At 65.8% G+C, this 17563-nt stretch carries 10 protein-coding genes and 3 tRNA genes; 12 read left to right on the forward strand and 1 reads right to left on the reverse strand.

Annotated elements, in window-relative coordinates; translation table 11 throughout:
• Nucleotides 1–96 precede the first annotated feature (96 nt).
• The 4 genes from Cte04_RS04680 to Cte04_RS04695 all read left to right on the forward strand — a co-directional run bounded on the left by Cte04_RS04680 (nucleotide 97) and on the right by Cte04_RS04695 (nucleotide 4815).
• On the forward strand, nucleotides 97–477 hold the full coding sequence (locus tag Cte04_RS04680; protein WP_066472844.1) for a lysozyme family protein: 381 nt from the start codon (nucleotides 97–99) through the stop codon (nucleotides 475–477).
• A gap of 110 nt (nucleotides 478–587) precedes the next feature.
• On the forward strand, nucleotides 588–1544 hold the full coding sequence (locus Cte04_RS04685; protein ID WP_066473982.1) for a homoserine kinase: 957 nt from the start codon (nucleotides 588–590) through the stop codon (nucleotides 1542–1544).
• Between the two features lie 153 nt (nucleotides 1545–1697).
• Complete coding sequence (locus tag Cte04_RS04690) at nucleotides 1698–2495, forward strand: BPSS1780 family membrane protein (protein WP_066472847.1); 798 nt, start codon at nucleotides 1698–1700, stop codon at nucleotides 2493–2495.
• A gap of 247 nt (nucleotides 2496–2742) precedes the next feature.
• Nucleotides 2743–4815 (forward strand): PhoX family protein, encoded by a 2073-nt coding sequence (locus Cte04_RS04695; protein ID WP_066472849.1) that lies wholly within the window; start codon nucleotides 2743–2745, stop codon nucleotides 4813–4815.
• 75 nt (nucleotides 4816–4890) lie between these two features.
• On the opposite strand, the gene Cte04_RS04700 is transcribed toward Cte04_RS04695, so the two are convergent.
• The gene (locus tag Cte04_RS04700; protein ID WP_066472852.1) at nucleotides 4891–7368 is read right to left on the reverse strand and encodes a UvrD-helicase domain-containing protein; all 2478 of its coding nucleotides are present in this window, start codon (nucleotides 7366–7368) and stop codon (nucleotides 4891–4893) included.
• Nucleotides 7369–7757: 389 nt separating this feature from the next.
• Between Cte04_RS04700 and Cte04_RS04705 the strand changes: the two genes are divergently transcribed.
• From Cte04_RS04705 to Cte04_RS04740, 8 genes are all read left to right on the forward strand, one after another.
• The gene (locus Cte04_RS04705; RefSeq protein ID WP_066472855.1) at nucleotides 7758–8735 is read left to right on the forward strand and encodes a GMP reductase; all 978 of its coding nucleotides are present in this window, start codon (nucleotides 7758–7760) and stop codon (nucleotides 8733–8735) included.
• 191 nt (nucleotides 8736–8926) lie between these two features.
• Nucleotides 8927–9808 (forward strand): NAD(P)-dependent oxidoreductase, encoded by an 882-nt coding sequence (locus tag Cte04_RS04710; RefSeq protein WP_066472859.1) that lies wholly within the window; start codon nucleotides 8927–8929, stop codon nucleotides 9806–9808.
• Nucleotides 9809–9983: 175 nt separating this feature from the next.
• A tRNA-Lys gene (locus tag Cte04_RS04715) sits at nucleotides 9984–10059 on the forward strand.
• Between the two features lie 51 nt (nucleotides 10060–10110).
• Nucleotides 10111–10186: transfer RNA gene (locus Cte04_RS04720), tRNA-Lys, on the forward strand.
• A 52-nt stretch (nucleotides 10187–10238) separates the two neighbouring features.
• Nucleotides 10239–10314: transfer RNA gene (locus Cte04_RS04725), tRNA-Lys, on the forward strand.
• A 199-nt stretch (nucleotides 10315–10513) separates the two neighbouring features.
• On the forward strand, nucleotides 10514–12817 hold the full coding sequence (gene bcsB, locus Cte04_RS04730; protein ID WP_281178757.1) for a cellulose biosynthesis cyclic di-GMP-binding regulatory protein BcsB: 2304 nt from the start codon (nucleotides 10514–10516) through the stop codon (nucleotides 12815–12817).
• Nucleotides 12810–13970, forward strand: a complete 1161-nt coding sequence (gene bcsZ / locus Cte04_RS04735) for a cellulose synthase complex periplasmic endoglucanase BcsZ (protein WP_066472865.1) — start codon at nucleotides 12810–12812, stop codon at nucleotides 13968–13970. The genes bcsB and bcsZ overlap by 8 nt, the downstream gene beginning before the upstream one ends.
• The gene (locus Cte04_RS04740; RefSeq protein WP_066472867.1) at nucleotides 13967–17563 is read left to right on the forward strand and encodes a cellulose synthase subunit BcsC-related outer membrane protein; all 3597 of its coding nucleotides are present in this window, start codon (nucleotides 13967–13969) and stop codon (nucleotides 17561–17563) included. The genes bcsZ and Cte04_RS04740 overlap by 4 nt, the downstream gene beginning before the upstream one ends.

Genomic DNA, 17563 nt, shown 5'->3' on the forward strand with positions numbered 1-17563 from the left:
CCAAAAACAGCCGGGCTCGCACGTAGGCCCGGCCGCCGCCCACGAGACGCCGGGCGCTGACGCCGGACCGGCCCGAACACGCCCTACAATCGGGCCATGCGCGCACCATCCCTTTTCATTGCCCTGAGTCTGGCCTGCGGCTTCGCACTGGCCCAGGACCCAGTCCCCGTCTCCCCGGCCAGCCCTGCGGCTGGACAGGCCCGCCCGCCCGCGGGCGCCGGCCAGGACACCCAGGACAATTCGGCGGCGCCCGGCAAGCGCAACCAGCGGATCGAGCGCATCCACGTGGAGGATGCCGGCAGCCGTGTCGACGAAACCCGCGTGGGCGGGCAGACCCAGAGCATCACGGTGCAGCCCAAGGTGGGCGAAATGCCCTCCTACGAGGTGCAATCCAACGACGGCGCCCGCTCCAGCCGCAGCCGCAGCGACACCAATGACACGACCGGCACCCGGGTCTGGAACGTCATCAAGTTCTGAAGCCGCGCATACCGTTTTCCCGCATGACAGGGCAGTGCTCCAGGCACTGCCCTGTTGCATATTGAACCTGTTCCCTCCTGCCGGCCTGCATGGCCGGCGGCTTTCCCATCATGGCCGTTTTCACCGAAGTCTCTGAAAAGGATGCACGCGACCTGCTGCGCCGCCTCTCCCTTGGTTCGCTCAAGGAACTGCGCGGCATACAGGGCGGGATTGAGAACACCAACTACTTCCTGACCACGGACCAGGGCGAGTACGTACTGACGCTGTTCGAGCGCCTGGACGCCGAGCAGCTGCCGTTCTACCTGTACCTGATGAAGCACCTGGCGCAGGCCGGCATCCCGGTGCCGGACCCGCAGGCCGAGACGCGCAGCGGCGACATCCTGCTCAAGGTCTGCGGCAAGCCGGCCGCCATTGTCAACAAGCTCGAAGGCAAGAGCCAGCTCGCGCCCCAGCCCGTGCACTGCGCAGCCGTGGGCGACATGCTGGCGCGCATGCACCTGGCCGGGCAGAGCTATGAGCGCCAGCAGCCCAATCTGCGCGCCCTGCCCTGGTGGAACGAGACCGTGCCCGTGGTGCTGCCCCACCTGGATGAGCAGGCCGCCGCCATGCTGCGCGCGGAGCTGGCCTACCAGAACCATGTGGCCGCCTCTTCCACCTACGCGGCGCTGCCGCGCGGCCCCGTGCACGCCGATCTGTTCCGCGACAACGTCATGTTCGACGGCGAACACCTGACCGGCTTTTTCGACTTCTACTTCGCCGGCGTGGACACCTGGCTGTTCGATCTGGCCGTCTGCCTCAACGATTGGTGTATCGATCACGCAACAGGTGCGCACGATGCACCGCGCGCCACGGCCATGCTCGACGCCTACCAGGCCGTGCGCCCGCTCACGGCCGCCGAGCGCGAGCTGTTCAATGCCCAGTTGCGGGCCGGTGCCCTGCGTTTCTGGATCTCGCGCCTGTGGGACTTCTACCTGCCGCGCGAAGCTGCCCTGCTGACGCCGCACGACCCGACCCATTTCGAGCGCGTGCTCGGCCAGCGCATCGCCCATCCGGTCGCGCCGGCCTGAAGGTGCTGCCAAGGCCGCGCCGCGCCCGCTGCCCGGCCTGCTGCCACTGCACGGGGCTTTTCTTGGCCCCGTGGCGCGGTTCTCAGGTACAGTGATCCACATGGCTTTTGCCAACTGTCGAATGCGCCGCCGAATGGCGCCTCTGCCGTCTCCATGAAACTCCAAATCGTTCCTGCCCGCACTGGCTTGCAGTGGGTTCAGCTGGGCCTGCGCACCTTCAGGAGCCAGCCGCTGGCCCTTGCCGCCCTGTTCTTTCTTGCCATGGCCAGCATGTCCCTGGTCACCATCCTGCCGCTGATCGGCCCGGTCATCGCGCTGGCCATGCTGCCCTCGGCCACGCTGGCCATGATGGTCGCGGCCTCCGAAGCCGCCCACGGCCGCAAGCCCACGCCGGCGCTGCTGCTGGTGGCCTTCCGCTCGGGCCAGCAGCACCTGCATTCCATGCTGGTCCTCGGCGGCCTGTATGCCGCCGGCTTTCTGCTCATCATCGGCGTCTCCAGCCTCGTCGACGGCGGCACGTTCGCCAGCGTCTACATGGGTGCCGCACCCATGACGCGCGAGATCGCCGAGCTTCCCGAGTTCCAGTCGGCCATGTGGCTGAGCATGGGCCTGTACCTGCCGCTGTCCATGCTGTTCTGGCATGCGCCCGGCCTGGTGCACTGGCATGGCATTGCGCCTGCCAAGGCCCTGTTCTTCAGCTGGGTCGCCTGCGTGCGCAATATCGGCGCCTTCGTCGCATTCGGCCTGGGCTGGGCGGCCGTGTTCGTGGCCTTCGGCATGGCGCTGGCCATCGTGACCGGCATCCTGGCCGCGCTGATCGGCAGCGTGGCGGGCGGCATCATGGTCGCCACGGCCATGATGCTGGCGGCCATGTTCTTCACCTCCATCGTCTTCACCTTCCGGGACTGCTTCAGCCCGCCCGACGAAGTGGCCGACCTGCAGATCCCGTAGGCCACGCCCCATCCCGCCCCCCAGCCCCCGATCGAAGGATGCGGGGGCTTTTTCATTCCGGGCGCCGCCGCAAAGCGCAGCCGCCATGTCACCAATCCGTCATGCAACGGTAACCGGCGTGACATGCGCGATTCCTAGCATTCATGGCGCCCGCCCGAGGACTCCGCCAGGAGTGCCTTGCGTGCATGCAGTCTCGCGGCACCTTCGAAGCGTGCCGATCACATCTACAACGCCACGACGCCCATCCATGTCCCATACCCTGCTCAGCCGCCGCAAAGCCCTGCAATTCCTGTCCGGCGCGCCCCTGCTGCCCCTCGGCTCCGCAGTATCCGCCTCCACGCTGCTTGCGGCCTGCGGCGGCGATGACAACAGCACGTCCGTGCAGCCGCCTGCGGCCAAGCCCAACTATGTCTCGGCCACCTTCACGGGCATGGCCGCACCCGCCCTCGGCAATCCCCAGGCCATGGCCACGATGAGCGTGGGCTCCAGGCTGACAGTGAATTTCGACGACCAGAGCCAGCACGAATATGTGCTGGGCTACCAGGGCTTCTTCAACACGGGCGACAGCGTCGACAAGACCGGCGGCGGCAAGATCGTCGCGGGCGGCTACTTCGATGCCAGCGGCAACCCCATCACCACCATCAAGGCCGCCGACGGCACGGCAGCCACGCTGGACGGCTACAGCAAGGCCAGCGCTCCCGCCGAATGGACCAAGGCCGGCCAGGTCTTCTCCGACTGCGTGGACGGCTCCTCCCTGCTGAAAGTCGCCGGCGCGCCGGCCAACACGGTCCATGCCGTGGTGCAGTACGAGTACAACTCCAACGCCTACGGCATGCTGCCCTCGCCCATTGCCGTGCTGACGCTCAACCAGGATGCCGCCACCGGCAAGCTCACGCTCAAGAGCTACCACAATGTGAACACCTTCGCCAACGACGCGCACGGCCTGTGGATTCCCTGCGGCGGCAGCCTCTCGCCCTGGGGTACCCACCTGTCCAGCGAGGAATACCATCCCGACGCCTTCGACCAGGGCGACAACCAGAAACTGTCGGTGCTCAAGGCCTTCAGCCAGAATGCCTTCGGCAACGCCAATGCCAATCCCTACTGGTACGGCCACCTGCCCGAAGTCACCGTCAAGGCCGACGGCACGGCCGACTTCAGGAAGTACTACAACCTGGGCCGCTACTCGCGCGAGCTGGTGCAGGTGTTCCCCGACCAGCGCACCGTGCTGGGCGGCGACGACTCCAACAACGGCGGCCTGTTCATGTTCGTGGCCGACAAGGCCGGCGACCTCTCGTCGGGCACGCTCTATGTCGCCAAATACGTCACGGCGCTCAATGAAACCAGTGCGGGCAAGATCCAGTGGATCAGGCTCGGCCATGCCACCAGCGACGAAATCAAGGCGCTGGCCAACGACACCGCCCTGACCACGGTGACGACCAATGCGGCCGGCTTCAAGGAGAACGGCATCTTCGCCTCGACCACGACCAACCCGAACGACGCCAGCTTCACCGAGATCAAGCTCAGCGGCAAGAGCGCCTGGGTCAGGCTCAAGCCCGGCCAGGAAAAGGCGGCGGCCTTCCTCGAGACCCACCGCTACGCTGCGCTGAAAGGCGGCAGCCTGGTGTTCAACAAGCTCGAAGGCACGACGGTCAACGCCAAGGACAAGATCGCCTACTCGGCCGTGTCCGGCAGCACCAGCACCTTTGTGGCCAGCAGCACCCACAACAAGGAGCTGCCGCTCAACGCACCTGCCGGCTCCGTGCCGGTGGCCAGCCTCGCGGGCTTTGCCAAGAGCACGGCCGGTTACGTGCTGCAGCACAAGCTGGGCGGTGGCCAGAAGGACGACACGGGGGCCGCCATCGACAGCGAATGGGTGCCGACCCAGACCAGCCTGCTGCTGGCCGGCGAGCCTCTGGCCGCACCCGACAGCCTGGGCAACACCGACGCCCCGGGCAAGATCTCGCAGCCCGACAACCTCAAGTTCTCCGAAAAGCTGCGCACGCTGTTCATCGGCGAGGACAGCGGCCAGCACGTCAACAACTTCATGTGGGGCTACAACGTGGACAGCGGCAAGCTCGAGCGCGTGCTCTCCTGCCCGGCCGGCGCCGAATCCACCGGCCTGCACGGCGTGGAGGACCTGAACGGCTGGACCTACATCCTCAGCAGCTTCCAGCACGCGGGCGAATACACCGACGCCACCGTGCAGGCCGTCAGGGACGCGGTCGATGCCCAGATCAACAGCAACTACAAGAACAAGGTGGCTGCCACCGTCGGCTACATCACGGCCACCCCGACGCAGATCAAGCTGGCCGCCAAGTAAGCCGGCCTGCGCCTCCTAAAAAAGCCGCCTCCGAGAGGCGGCTTTTTCAATGGGCGACGCTCAGGGCTGCGGGACTCACTCCACGATGGTGAGCTTGGCGATGGACAGCGCCAGCCACTTCGTGCCGTGGCGGCCGAAGCTGACCTGGGCGCGCGCATCGTCGCCCGTGCCCTCCAGCGCCAGCACCTTGCCTTCGCCGAACTTGTTGTGGAACACGTTCATGCCGGCCTTCAGGCCGTGCGAAGGCTCGGCCTTGCGCGGCGGCACGGGCGGGCTGGCAAACACGTCCGGCTTGCCGGCCCAGCCGGAATTCGAGCCCAACTGGCCGGAAGCCCTTGATCCATAAGCGCCATATGCACCTGAATGGGGAGCAAACGTACCAAAGCCTCCCTGTCTCGGCGTGATCCACTTGAGCGCCTCCTCGGGCAGCTCGTCGAAGAAGCGGCTCTTGACGTTGTAGCGCGTCTGGCCATGCAGCATGCGCGTTTGCGAATGGCTCAGATACAGGCGCTTGCGCGCCCGCGTGATGGCCACATAGGCCAGGCGCCGCTCTTCCTCCAGGCCGCCGCGGTCCATCATGGCGTTCTCGTGCGGAAACAGGCCCTCCTCCATGCCGCCGATGAAGACGGCGTCGAATTCCAGTCCCTTGGAGGCATGCACGGTCATCAGCTGCACCGCATCCTGTCCGGCCTGGGCCTGGTTGTCGCCGGCTTCCAGCGCGGCATGGGTCAGAAAGGCCGCCAGCGGCGACAGGGTCTCGCCCGTATCCGCATTGACCATGGCCGCGGCCGTGCCTGCCGGCGGCCTGAGCGGCTCATCGAGCAGCGGTGCGTCCGGGTCCAGGCCCTGGCTGGCCGGGCTCTGGGTCAGGTCCTGCCCGGGCCGCGCATTCTGCTGCTCGTCCAGGGGCAGCGCGATCGCGTCACGGCCAAATCCTTCCTGCGTCACGAAGCTCTCGGCTGCGGTCACCAGCTCCTGCAGGTTCTCGATGCGGTCCGCGCCTTCCTTTTCGTTGCGGTAGTGCTCGAGCAGGCCGCTTTCCTCTTCCACGGTCTCGATGATCTCGCGCAGCGTCTTGCCCTGCGTCTGCTCGCGCAGCACGTCGATTTTGGCCACGAAGCCCTGCAGCTTGGTGCCGGCGGCGCCGCCCACGGCCGTGACGGCATCGCTCAGCGACGTGCCGCTGCTGCGCGCCGTGTCCTGCAGGACTTCGATGGTGCGAGCGCCGATGCCGCGCGGCGGAAAGTTCACCACGCGCAGAAAGCTGGTGTCGTCATGCGGGTTCTCCAGCAGGCGCAGATAAGCCAGCGCATGCTTGATTTCGGCCCGCTCGAAAAAGCGCAGGCCGCCGTACACGCGGTAGGGGATGGCGGCATTGAACAGTGCCGATTCGATGGCCCGGCTTTGCGCATTGCTGCGGTAGAGCACGGCGATTTCCTGGCGCGCATAGCCGTCGTTCTTCACGAGCTGCTTGATCTCGTCCACCATCCACGAGGCCTCGGCCAGGTCCGAGGGCGCCTCGTAGATGCGCACCGGCTCGCCCGGCCCCTGCGCGGTGCGCAGGTTCTTGCCCAGGCGGTTGCTGTTGTGGCTGATCAGCGCGTTGGCGCAGTCCAGGATGTTGCTGTAGCTGCGGTAGTTCTGCTCCAGCTTGATCTGCTGGCGCACATCGAACTCGCGGATGAAGTCGGCCATGTTGCCCACGCGCGCACCGCGGAACGCGTAGATGCTCTGGTCGTCGTCGCCCACGGCGATCACGCTGGAGCCGGACACATAGCGGCCGCCGACCTCGTTGCCGGCCAGCTGCTTGAGCCACTGGTACTGCAGCTTGTTCGTGTCCTGGAATTCGTCCACCAGAATGTGCTGGAAACGCCGCTGGTAGTGGTGGCGCAGGTGCTCGTCGTCGCGCAGCAGCTCGAAGGAGCGCAGCATCAGCTCGCCGAAGTCCACCACGCCCTCGCGCTGGCACTGCTCCTCGTAGAGCTGGTAGATCTCCACCTTCTTGCGCGTGTCCGGGTCGCTGGCCACCACGTCGCCGGGACGCATGCCCTCTTCCTTGCAGCCGGCGATGAAATACATCAGCTGCTTGGGCGGAAAGCGCTCGTCGTCCACGTTGAACTGCTTGCACAGGCGCTTGATGGCCGACAGCTGGTCCTGCGTGTCCAGGATCTGGAAGGCCTGCGGCAGCCTGGCGGCCTGGTGGTGCGCGCGCAGCAGGCGGTTGCACAGGCCGTGAAAAGTGCCTATCCACATGCCGCGCACGTTGTAGGGCAGCATGGCCGACAGGCGCGCCAGCATTTCCTTGGCCGCCTTGTTGGTGAAGGTCACGGCCAGGATGGAGCCCGGCGTGGCCTGCCCGGTCTGCAGCAGCCAGGCGATGCGCGTGGTCAGCACGCGGGTCTTGCCCGAGCCGGCGCCGGCCAGGATCAGCGCATGGCCGGCCGGCAGGGTCACCGCCGCCAGCTGCTCCGGATTGAGGTGGGCCAGCAGGGGCGAGGAAGAGGGGTGCGGCGAGCCCTCGGGCGCGGCATCAAGCAGATCGATCGGGAACATAGGACAGCATTGTAGAAATGCCCGCATGCACTTCGGGCCGGGCATGGCAATGCGGGTCTCGATTCAAAAACAATAGCACTTGGCGCATGTCACACGGAATTTTCTCGGCTGATTCACATCGAAACCCATGTCTCCCAAGCGGCAAAAGCTATGACTATGGAAGCACCCCTTCCTGCCCGATGGCTGCGGTTTTCGGTATAACCCCATAAGCCCTGGGCACTACGCGCCGGCCCCCGAGGGCGTATACAATCAATCACCGGGCCCAAGTTTCTTGCGGTCCGGTTTTTTTTGCCCGCAACTTCCTGCCGGGCCGGAAGACCGGTCTCCAAGCCAAGCGCCCCATTGCCGCGAAATAGTTCGCTGCAACCTCTTATGGAGCTTGGAATCAAATGGAAATCTTCGACTACGACAACATTCTTCTGCTGCCCCGCAAGTGCCGCGTGGAAAGCCGCTCGGAATGTGACACCAGCGTGGAGCTGGGCAACCGGACCTTCAAGCTGCCCGTCGTGCCCGCCAACATGAAGACGGTGGTGGACGAGAAGATCTGCGCCTTCTTGGCACAAAACGGTTTCTTCTACGTGATGCACCGTTTCGACATCGACAACGTGGCTTTCACCAAGGACATGCAGAGCCGGGGCCTGTTCGCCTCGATCTCCCTGGGCGTGAAGCAGCCCGACTACGACACGGTGGACCGCTTCGTGGCCGAAGGCATCTGCCCCGAATACATCACCATCGACATCGCCCACGGCCATGCCGACAGCGTGAAGAACATGATCCAGTACCTGAAGGCCAAGATTCCCGCGGCCTTCGTGATCGCCGGCAACGTGGGAACACCCGAGGCCGTGATCGACCTGGAAAACTGGGGCGCGGACGCGACCAAGGTCGGCATCGGCCCCGGCAAGGTCTGCATCACCAAGCTCAAGACCGGCTTCGGCACGGGCGGCTGGCAGCTGTCGGCCCTCAAGTGGTGCGCCCGCGTGGCCACCAAGCCCATCATCGCCGACGGCGGCATTCGCAGCCACGGCGACATCGCCAAGAGCGTGCGCTTCGGCGCCACCATGGTCATGGTCGGCTCCCTGTTCGCCGGCCACGAGGAATCGCCCGGCAAGACCGTGGAGGTCGATGGCGAGCTGTTCAAGGAGTATTACGGCTCGGCCTCGGACTTCAACAAGGGCGAGTACAAGCACGTGGAAGGCAAGCGCATCCTGGAACCCGTCAAGGGCAAGCTGGCCGACACGCTGACCGAGATGCAGCAGGACGTGCAATCCTCCATCAGCTACTCGGGCGGCAAGAAGCTCATGGACATCCGCAAGGTCAACTACGTGATCCTGGGCGGCGACAACCAGGGCGAGCATCTGCTGATGTAAACCGCAGCGCACTCACCGGCGCGAAGGTGAACCTCCCAAAAAAAGCATCAAGGGCAGCTTCGGCTGCCCTTGCTGTTTGTGCAGCGCCGCGATTGGAGCCACCGCATGCACAACTGATCTGTTCGCCAGCCGGCGATTGCCCACGCCGCCAGGCCTTAGCATTCAAGAACGACTCCAAGGAGCAAAAAGAAATGAGCACACGTCTGAAGATCGCCGTCCTGGGCACCGGCATGATGGGCCTGCCCATGGCGCGCCGCCTGGCCCGGGCCGGCCACGAAGTCCACGCCTGGAACCGCACGCGCGCCAAGGCCGAGCCGCTGGCCGCCGACGGCGCCACCGTCCACGACAGCGCCGCCGACGCCGTGCGCGGCGTGGACTTTGCCGTGAGCCTGCTCGAAAACGGCGCCATCGTGGGCGACGTGCTGTTCAATCTGGGCGTGGCCGAAGCCATGCCCAGGGGCTCGCTGTTCATCGACATGGCCTCCATCCAGCCGCGCGAGGCGCGCGAGCATGCCGCCAGGCTGCAGGCGCTGGGCGTGCAGCACCTGGATGCCCCCGTCTCCGGCGGCACGCTGGGCGCCGAGGCCGGCACGCTGGCCATCATGGCCGGCGGCGACGAGACCGACTTCGCGCGCGCCCTGCCCGTGTTCGCCGCCCTCGGCCGCGCCACGCGCGTGGGGCCGCACGGCGCGGGCCAGCTGGCCAAGCTGGCCAACCAGATGATCGTGGGCATCACCATCGGCGCCGTGGCCGAAGCCCTGCTGCTGGCCGAGCGTGGCGGCGCCGACCCGGCCAAGGTGCGCGAGGCCATCTCGGGCGGCTTTGCCGACAGCCGCATTCTGCAGGTGCATGGCGAGCGCATGGTGCAGCGCGACTTCGCGCCGCGCGGCCGCATGACGGTGCAGCTCAAGGACATGCGCAACGCCATGGCCACGGCCCGGGAACTGGACTTCCAGGCGCCCATCACGGCGCTGTTCGAGCGCCTGTATGCCGACGGCGTGGAGCACGGCCTGGCCGACCTGGACCAGGCCGGCCTCTTCGTCGAGCTCGCACAGCGCAACGGCATGCAGTAAATCAACCTTACCTGCCCGCAACACGGGCTCGCCGATGCGCCACTGCAGAGCCCAGGAGCCGCAGGCTTTTGGCGATACGGCGGCAAAAAAATTCAGGAAAAAATCAGGGTTTGCCTGCAAGCGGGTAAAAATTAGCGCATAATTGCGGTCTCGCTTGCACAGCAGGCATCTTGTGGGGCTCTTAGCTCAGTTGGTAGAGCAGCGGACTCTTAATCCGTTGGTCGAAGGTTCGAATCCTTCAGGGCCCACCAGAATTCACCGATCCGGCACACGCCTGATCCACACCCCGGTTTCACACCGGCGGGCTCTTAGCTCAGTTGGTAGAGCAGCGGACTCTTAATCCGTTGGTCGAAGGTTCGAATCCTTCAGGGCCCACCAAAAATTCACCGATCCGACACATGCCGGATCCACTCCCCGGTTTCACGCCGGCGGGCTCTTAGCTCAGTTGGTAGAGCAGCGGACTCTTAATCCGTTGGTCGAAGGTTCGAATCCTTCAGGGCCCACCAAAAACGTCAAGCCCGCTGTTCCTTTGGACAGCGGGCTTTTGCTTTTTCCTGGTTGATCCGCAACAACGATTGTGAAAATTAATGTTAAAGATTAACCGTTAATGTAAAACTATCGAAAATCCATCAGAATGACACCCTTCGCAATGGGGGAAGCACGCATAACGCACTCCCTTCCAACGAATTACGCAGAGGAGATGGCGTGTCCAAGACAAAAAAGAAATCTATTCTTCCTCAGTGGGCCCTGGTTACAGCGAGCCTGACGCTGCTGGCGCCTTCGCCAGTCAGCGTTGCACAAGAGTTGCCGCCTGCCGCACCGTCATCGGCCGCAAGTCCTTTAGCCAATCTTCCTCTCAGAGAGCTGGAGCCCACCTTCCGGCAGCTGGGACAGGGCAGCTCCATGATGCTGCGCGGCGTGGAGAGCGAGGGCAATGTCAATATCAGCATTCGCCGTGACGAGCTGGTGGAGTCCGCGCTCCTGCGACTGACCTTTACGCTGTCTCCTGCACTGATTCCTTCTCTGTCGCATATCAAGATTCTTCTCAACGAGGAACTGCTGCAAACGGTCTCGTTGACCAAGGAACAACTGGGAACACCACAGCATGTGGAACTGCCCATTGATGCCCGCCTTTTCACTGACTACAACAGGCTGCGCTTCCAGTTCATCGGTCATTACACGATGGACTGCGAGATGCCCAACCACACCAGCCTGTGGGCCGCCATCAGCAACGAGAGCCAGCTTAGCCTCAAGTTGCGCCAGCTTCCCCTCAGCAATGACCTGGCGCTCTTGCCAGCCCCGTTTTTCGATACCCGGGACAACCAGACCGTCAATGTTCCAATCGTTGTGGCCAATGCCGGCGACATGGGCCAGCTCAGGGCGGCCGGCTCTGTAGCCAGCTGGCTGGGCATGCTTGCAGGCTATCGCGGCAACCGCTTCCCGATTTTCGAGAATCAGTTGCCGCAACGCCATGCGATCGTGTTCGCGACCAACGAACACCGCCCCGACTTCCTCAAGGAACAGCCCGCCGTCACGCAGCCCACGCTGACCATGATGTCGCACCCCGAGCATCCGACCGTCAAGCTGCTGGTCGTGCAGGGCAAGGACGATGCACAGCTGCAGCAGGCCGCCGATGCACTGGCCCTGGGCAAGGCTGCATTGACCGGCAGCAGCATGCAGGTGACCAAGCTGGAGTACCCCGAAAAGCGCAAGGCCTATGATGCGCCGCGCTGGCTGACCACCAAGCGGCCGGTTCTTCTTTCCGAACTGGTGGACAACCCTTCGGATCTCCAGCTGCGGGGCTACGCGCTCAACAACACCATCAACATTCCCGCGCGCATGGCGCCGGATCTGTTCTCCTGGAAAGGCAGGGGCGTCCCCCTGCAGCTCAACTATCGCTACACGCCGAACTCGGTCTCGCAGCATGGCTCGCTCAGCCTTTCCATCAACGATCAGTTCATCAAAGCCTATCCCTTGCAAGCTGCGGATGACGACAAGAGCGGCAGAAGCACCATCATGCTGCCTCTGTTCGAGGACGGCAGCACCCAGACCAGCTCGGACTTCCGCATTCCGTCCTTCCTCGTCGGTGGAGACAACCAGCTCCAGCTGGGCTTCCAGCTGCCGGCGGCCGATCTGGGCCGTTGCCGCTCCACCCAGCCGACGGAGCTGCGTGCCGCCATCGACCCGGAATCCAGCATTGACTTCAGAGGCTTCAGGCACTACCTGCCCATGCCCAATCTTGCGGCCTATGCCAATAGCGGCTATCCGTTCACCAAATACGCCGATCTGAGCCAGACATCCGTTGTCCTGCCCAACCATCCCACTGCAGCCGACGCCGAGGCCTACCTGACGGCCGTGGCACGCATGAGTGCCGCGACCGGTCTTGCAGGCGTACGCTTCAGCCTGCTGAATGCGGACCAGATCGAAAAGGCGCGCGATACGGACATTCTGCTGGTCTCCGCCGGCGACAAGGACGGCCTGCTGCAGAAGTGGTCTCAGGATATCCCGACCCTGATTTCAGCCGGCAAGCGCACCACCCATTTGCTCGAACGCGCCATCGGCTCGCTGAGCGAATTGTTCCAGCACGCTGCAGACGCCCCCACGCCCGCCACCACCGGACTGGCCACGCTGGAGGGTGAAGGCCCGCTGGCGGCCATCGTGGGTTTCGAATCCCCGCTGCACAAGGGCCGCAGCATCGTGGGCCTCACAGCCAGCGACGATGTCGCCATGGGCCATATCTCCAGAGGCCTCAGCGATTCAACCAAGATCAGCGCCATGCGCGGCGACCTGAGCTTTCTGCGTGCCGAGCAGGTGGAGAGCTTCCGTGTGAATCCTGTCTATTACGTGGGCGACCTGCCCTGGTGGCAGCGCATGTGGTTCCATCTGCACAACCACCCCCTGGCCCTGGCATTGGCCGGTATCGCCACGGGCCTGCTGCTCACTTTCCTGGTTTACGGGGCGCTGCGCTCCCTGGCTGCCCGCCGGCTTGCCGGCAGGAACAATGTTTGAGCGGCGGCTCAAGCGCCGCAGCTGGCTGCTGTCGGCGGCCAGCCTGACTGTGGCCGGGCCGCTGACCGGTCTGGCGGCGCGCCCGGCCCGGGCGGCCACGACACCCTGGCCGATGTGGGAGCAGTTCAAGCGCAGCTTCATGACCCGGGACGGGCGCATCGTCTCCGACGATGAAAAAGGCGGCCAGACCTACTCCGAGGGTCAGGCCTATGCCCTGTTCTTTGCGCTGGCGGCCAATGACCGGCCGGCCTTCGAGCTGCTGCTGCAATGGACGGAAAACAACCTGTGCGCCGGCGACCTGAGCACCGCACTGCCTGCCTGGCTCTGGGGACAGAAGCCGGATGGCAGCTGGGGGCCGCTGGATACCAATGCAGCCTCCGATGCCGACCTGTGGATCGTCTACCTTCTGGCGGAGGCGGGACGGCTGTGGAACGACCGGCGCTATCGCGCCATGGCTTCGGTCATGGGCGCGCTGCTGCTGGACAAGGAAACCGAAGACCTGCCGGGCCTGGGCCTCACGCTGCTGCCCGGCCCCCAGGGCTTCAAGCTGGGCGAGGGCCGATGGCGCCTCAACCCCAGCTATGTGCCGCTGCAGGTGCTGGACCGGCTGGCCCAGGCCCTGCCCCAGCAGCCCCGCTGGAAGGCACTGCAGGCCAGCTCCCTCAGGCTCATCGTGGACTCGGCGCCCAAGGGCATCGCGCCCGACTGGGTGATCTACGACGCCAAGCAAGGTTTTCTGAAGGACCCGGACAAGGACAAGGCACAGGGTGCCTACAACGCCATCCGTGTTTATCTCTGGGCCGGCATGCTGCACCCCGAGGCCGCATCGCGCGCGCAGGTCCTTGCGGCGCTGCGCCCCATGGCCAGGCTGGTGCATGACACCGGTCGCCCCCCCGAGCGCATAGACCCCATGAGCGGCGAGAGCACGGGCACCGCGCCCGGCGGCTTCAGTGCCGCCATGCTGCCATTTCTGAGTGCGCAGGGCGACGAGGAGGCCGTGCGTGCCCAGCAGACCCATCTGCAAGAGCAGCCCCTGCGGCCCACGGCGTATTACGAACAATGCCTGGCCCTGTTCGGGCTCGGCTGGATGCAGCAGCAATACCGTTTTGGCAGGCTTGGCGAACTCCAGCCCAAGTGGACCTCCCGACCATGAATCCTTTCGCTTGCACATACCAGCCGCTGGGCGCCATCGCAATCGCCGCGCTGCTGTGCTGTACCTCTTCCATGGCGCAGTCCGGCGCCAGCGAGGCCGTGGAGGCCGAGCTGCTGCGCACGGCCCAGATGTGGAGCGGCCGCCAGCGCGCCGACCTGGCCCGCCAGTCGATAGAAAAGCTGCTGAGCATCAATCCACGTTCGCCCCAGGGTTTGGCCGCGCTGGGGGACATTGCCTTGCAGGAGGGCAAGACCCAGGAAGCGCAAAGCATTCTCGCCCGCCTGCAGAGCATCCATCCGTCAAGCCAGTCGGCCCGCGACCTTGCCGCGTTGATCAACGCATACGGCCCGGGCAAGCAGCAATTGGCGCAGATGCGGCTCATGGCCCGCGCCGGGCGCAAGGCCGAAGCCGCGGCCATTGCCCGGCAGCTCTTTCCGGCAGGCCCGCCGCAGACCGGCAGCCTGATGCGCGAGTACTATCAGATCATCGGTGGCGACCCCGAGTCCTCGGCGCAGCCGGCGAACGCCCAGAACGGGGCACAGCCTGCTGCCCCCAACGCTGCACGCACCGACCCGGCCACGGACAGAGTGTCACCCCAGTCCGGCCCTCCCCGGGATCAGCAAGCGCAGGCCGCGCGCGATCCCGCCAGCGTCGCGCTCAGGGCTGGATTGGCCGCGCTGGACAAGGGTGAGCTGGAGCAGGCCGAACGCAGCTTCGACGAAGTGCTCCAGCGCAGGCCGCGCGATGCGCAGGCACTGGGCAGCAAGGGCCTGCTGCGCATGCGCCAGGGCCGCCATGCCGAAGCGCTGCCCCTGCTGGACCAAGCCTACGCCATAGACCGCCAGGGCAAATGGCGGGACCTGCGCGCCACGGCTCAGTTCTGGGCCCATCTGCGCGCCGCCGAAGCCGCGCTGCAGGCCGATGATCTGGCGGCAGCGCAGCAGTTGTCGCAGCAAGCCCTGCAGCAGCAGCCCGACAATCTGCAGGCATTGATGCTGGCCGGAGAAATCAAGGCCCGCCGGCAGGATGCTGCCGGCGCCGAAGCCTATTACCGGCAGGCCCTGCGGAGCAGTCCCGGCAATGTTCCGGCCCTGACCGCTCTGGCCGATCTCTATGCCACCCAGGGTCACCCCGAGCGCGCACGCCAGCTGCTCGAACAGACCGCGCAGCAGCAGCCCGGTCTGGCCCGGGACCTGCAGCCCGTGCAGGCCCGTGTGCTCGACCGCGAAGCCAATACGGCGCTTGAGGCCGGCCAGCTCAGCAAGGCGCTGGGCCTTCAGGAGCAGGCCCTGAAGCTCACGCCTGCCGATCCCTGGCTCAGGCACCGGCTCGCACGCACCTATCTGCGCATGCAGCAGCCCGCATCGGCGCTGCAGGTCATGGATGCGGGCATCGCCCTCGCCCCTGCAGAACCGGACATGCGCTATGCACGGGCCCTGATTCGCAGTGCCGTCAATGACGACGAAGGCGCGCTGTTCGACATGCGGCAGATCCCCGAGGCCGCGTACAGCGAATCCATGCGCAATCTGCGCAACAGTGCACAGATCCATGCCTACATCGCCCAGACCGCGCGCGATCCCGCCCTGGCCCGGGCCCGGCTGGATGCGGCCGAACGAGCGGCAGGCAACGACAGCGACCTGCTGTATGCGGTCTCCAGTGCCTGGTTCCGCATGAACCGGCCGCAGGAAGCCGTGGCCGTCTTTGACCGCCGCATGGCCAGGCTGCCGGCTCCCGAGCCTGCCGATCGGTTGCGCCAGGCGCAGTTGCTCGGCCGCGCAGCCGAGGACAGCCGGCTGCAGTCCCTTCTGCCGCAGCTCCTGGCACGAAAGGACTGGACGGCCGAGCAAGATGCGGACCTGCTGGGCATACAGGCCGATTACCTGGAACGGCAGGTGGATCTGGCCATGGCACAGGCCCGCCCGGCGCAGGCCCGGCGGCTTGCAACCTCCCCCTTGCACCAGGGCCGGACCACGCAGGCCCAGCGCAGCGCCGCCCGCGCCCGCCTGATGCTTGCGGCCAACGAAAACGCCGCGGCGCTCGAGCAGTTCGACATCGCCCTCAAGGACACGCCTGACAGCTACGACCTGCACATAGGGCGCGGCAATGCGCTTGCACGCATGCACCAGCTTGAGGCCGCCCGATCGGAAGCGCAATGGGCGCAGCAGCGCGCAGCCGGCCAGGAGCCCTACCGTCAGCTCGCACTGGTTCGACTGTGGCAGCGGGCCGGCCAGCCGGAGCAGGCCAGGGCCTTGCTGGCATCGTTGCAGGCCGTCAACCCGGACGACACCGAAGTGCTGCTGCACAGCGCGCGCCTGGAACGCTCGGAAAGCCGGTATGCCCAGGCCCTGTCTTCCTACCGCGACGCACTGGCCCTGGAACGCCGCAGCCTGCCTGCGGACAGCATCGCCCTGCCCGATTCCGTGGCCAAGATCGAGTCGGACATCGCATCCATAGAGGGACGCCGCCAGAGCTGGGTCGAAGTCGGCCAGACGGGACTGCGCAAGTCCTCCACCGACGGCATCTCCTCCCTGCATGGTTGGGAGCGCCCCGCCGTGGCATGGTTCCCGCGCGGCTACGACGGCCTCTATTTCCTGCACGTGGACCAGGTCCATCTCGATGCCGGCGCCCTGCCCGGAAACGCCGACGACGCGCTGAGCTACGGCCAGGTGGCAGCCTGGCCCTCGGCCCGGTATCCGACCACGGGCGCGCATTCCAAGGCAGACGGGTACAACGTCGGCTTCGGCTATCAGGCCGACCGCTGGCAATGGGACATAGGCACGACCGGCGCAGGCATGCCCGTCACCAATGTGGTCGGCGGCATTGCCCATACCGGCGACTGGCGCGATATCGGCTACCGGGTAGAGGTGTCGCGCCGCCCGCTAACCGGCAGCCTTCTTTCCTATGGCGGAGCACACGATCCCATCACCGGCCAGACCTGGGGCGGCGTGGTCGCCACGGGCGTGTCCGCACGCGCCTCCACCGATGTGGGCGGCTTTGCTGCTTCGCTCAGCGGCAACTACGCGGCCCTGACCGGCAAGAACGTGCGCAGCAACACCCGCTGGCAGCTGCGCGCCGCGCTGGATCGCGACATCTGGCGCACGCCCAGCCAGGTCGTCAATTTGGGTGCCGCACTATCCTTCTGGGGCTATGCGCGCGACCTGTCCGAGTACAGCTGGGGCCATGGCGGCTACTACAGCCCCCAGCGCTATGCCTCCATCTCCCTGCCGCTGCAATGGAGCGGCCGCGAAGGCCGTTGGACCTGGCTGCTGCGCGCTTCGGTGTCCTATTCCCGCAGCTCCAGCAATCCTACGGACTATTTCCCCACCGACCCGCAGCTGCAAGCCCAGGCCTATGCGCTGGGCCGGTCGGCCGTCTATGCAGGGGGCAGCAGCACGGGCTTCGGCAGGTCGCTGCGCGCGGTCCTCGAGCACCAGCTCACTTCCAACCTGGCCCTGGGGGCGCAGTTCGAAATGGACCGCTCGGCATACTACGCGCCCACCAGCCTGATGCTCTACGCGCGCTTCCTGTTCGATCCCGTGACGGCACCGCTCGCGAACCGGCCCCGCCCCGTACAGCCCTATTCGAGCTTCTGA

Origin of the sequence: Comamonas terrae (assembly GCF_001544075.1) — a bacterium.
GTDB classification, from domain to species: Bacteria; Pseudomonadota; Gammaproteobacteria; order Burkholderiales; family Burkholderiaceae_C; genus Comamonas; species Comamonas terrae.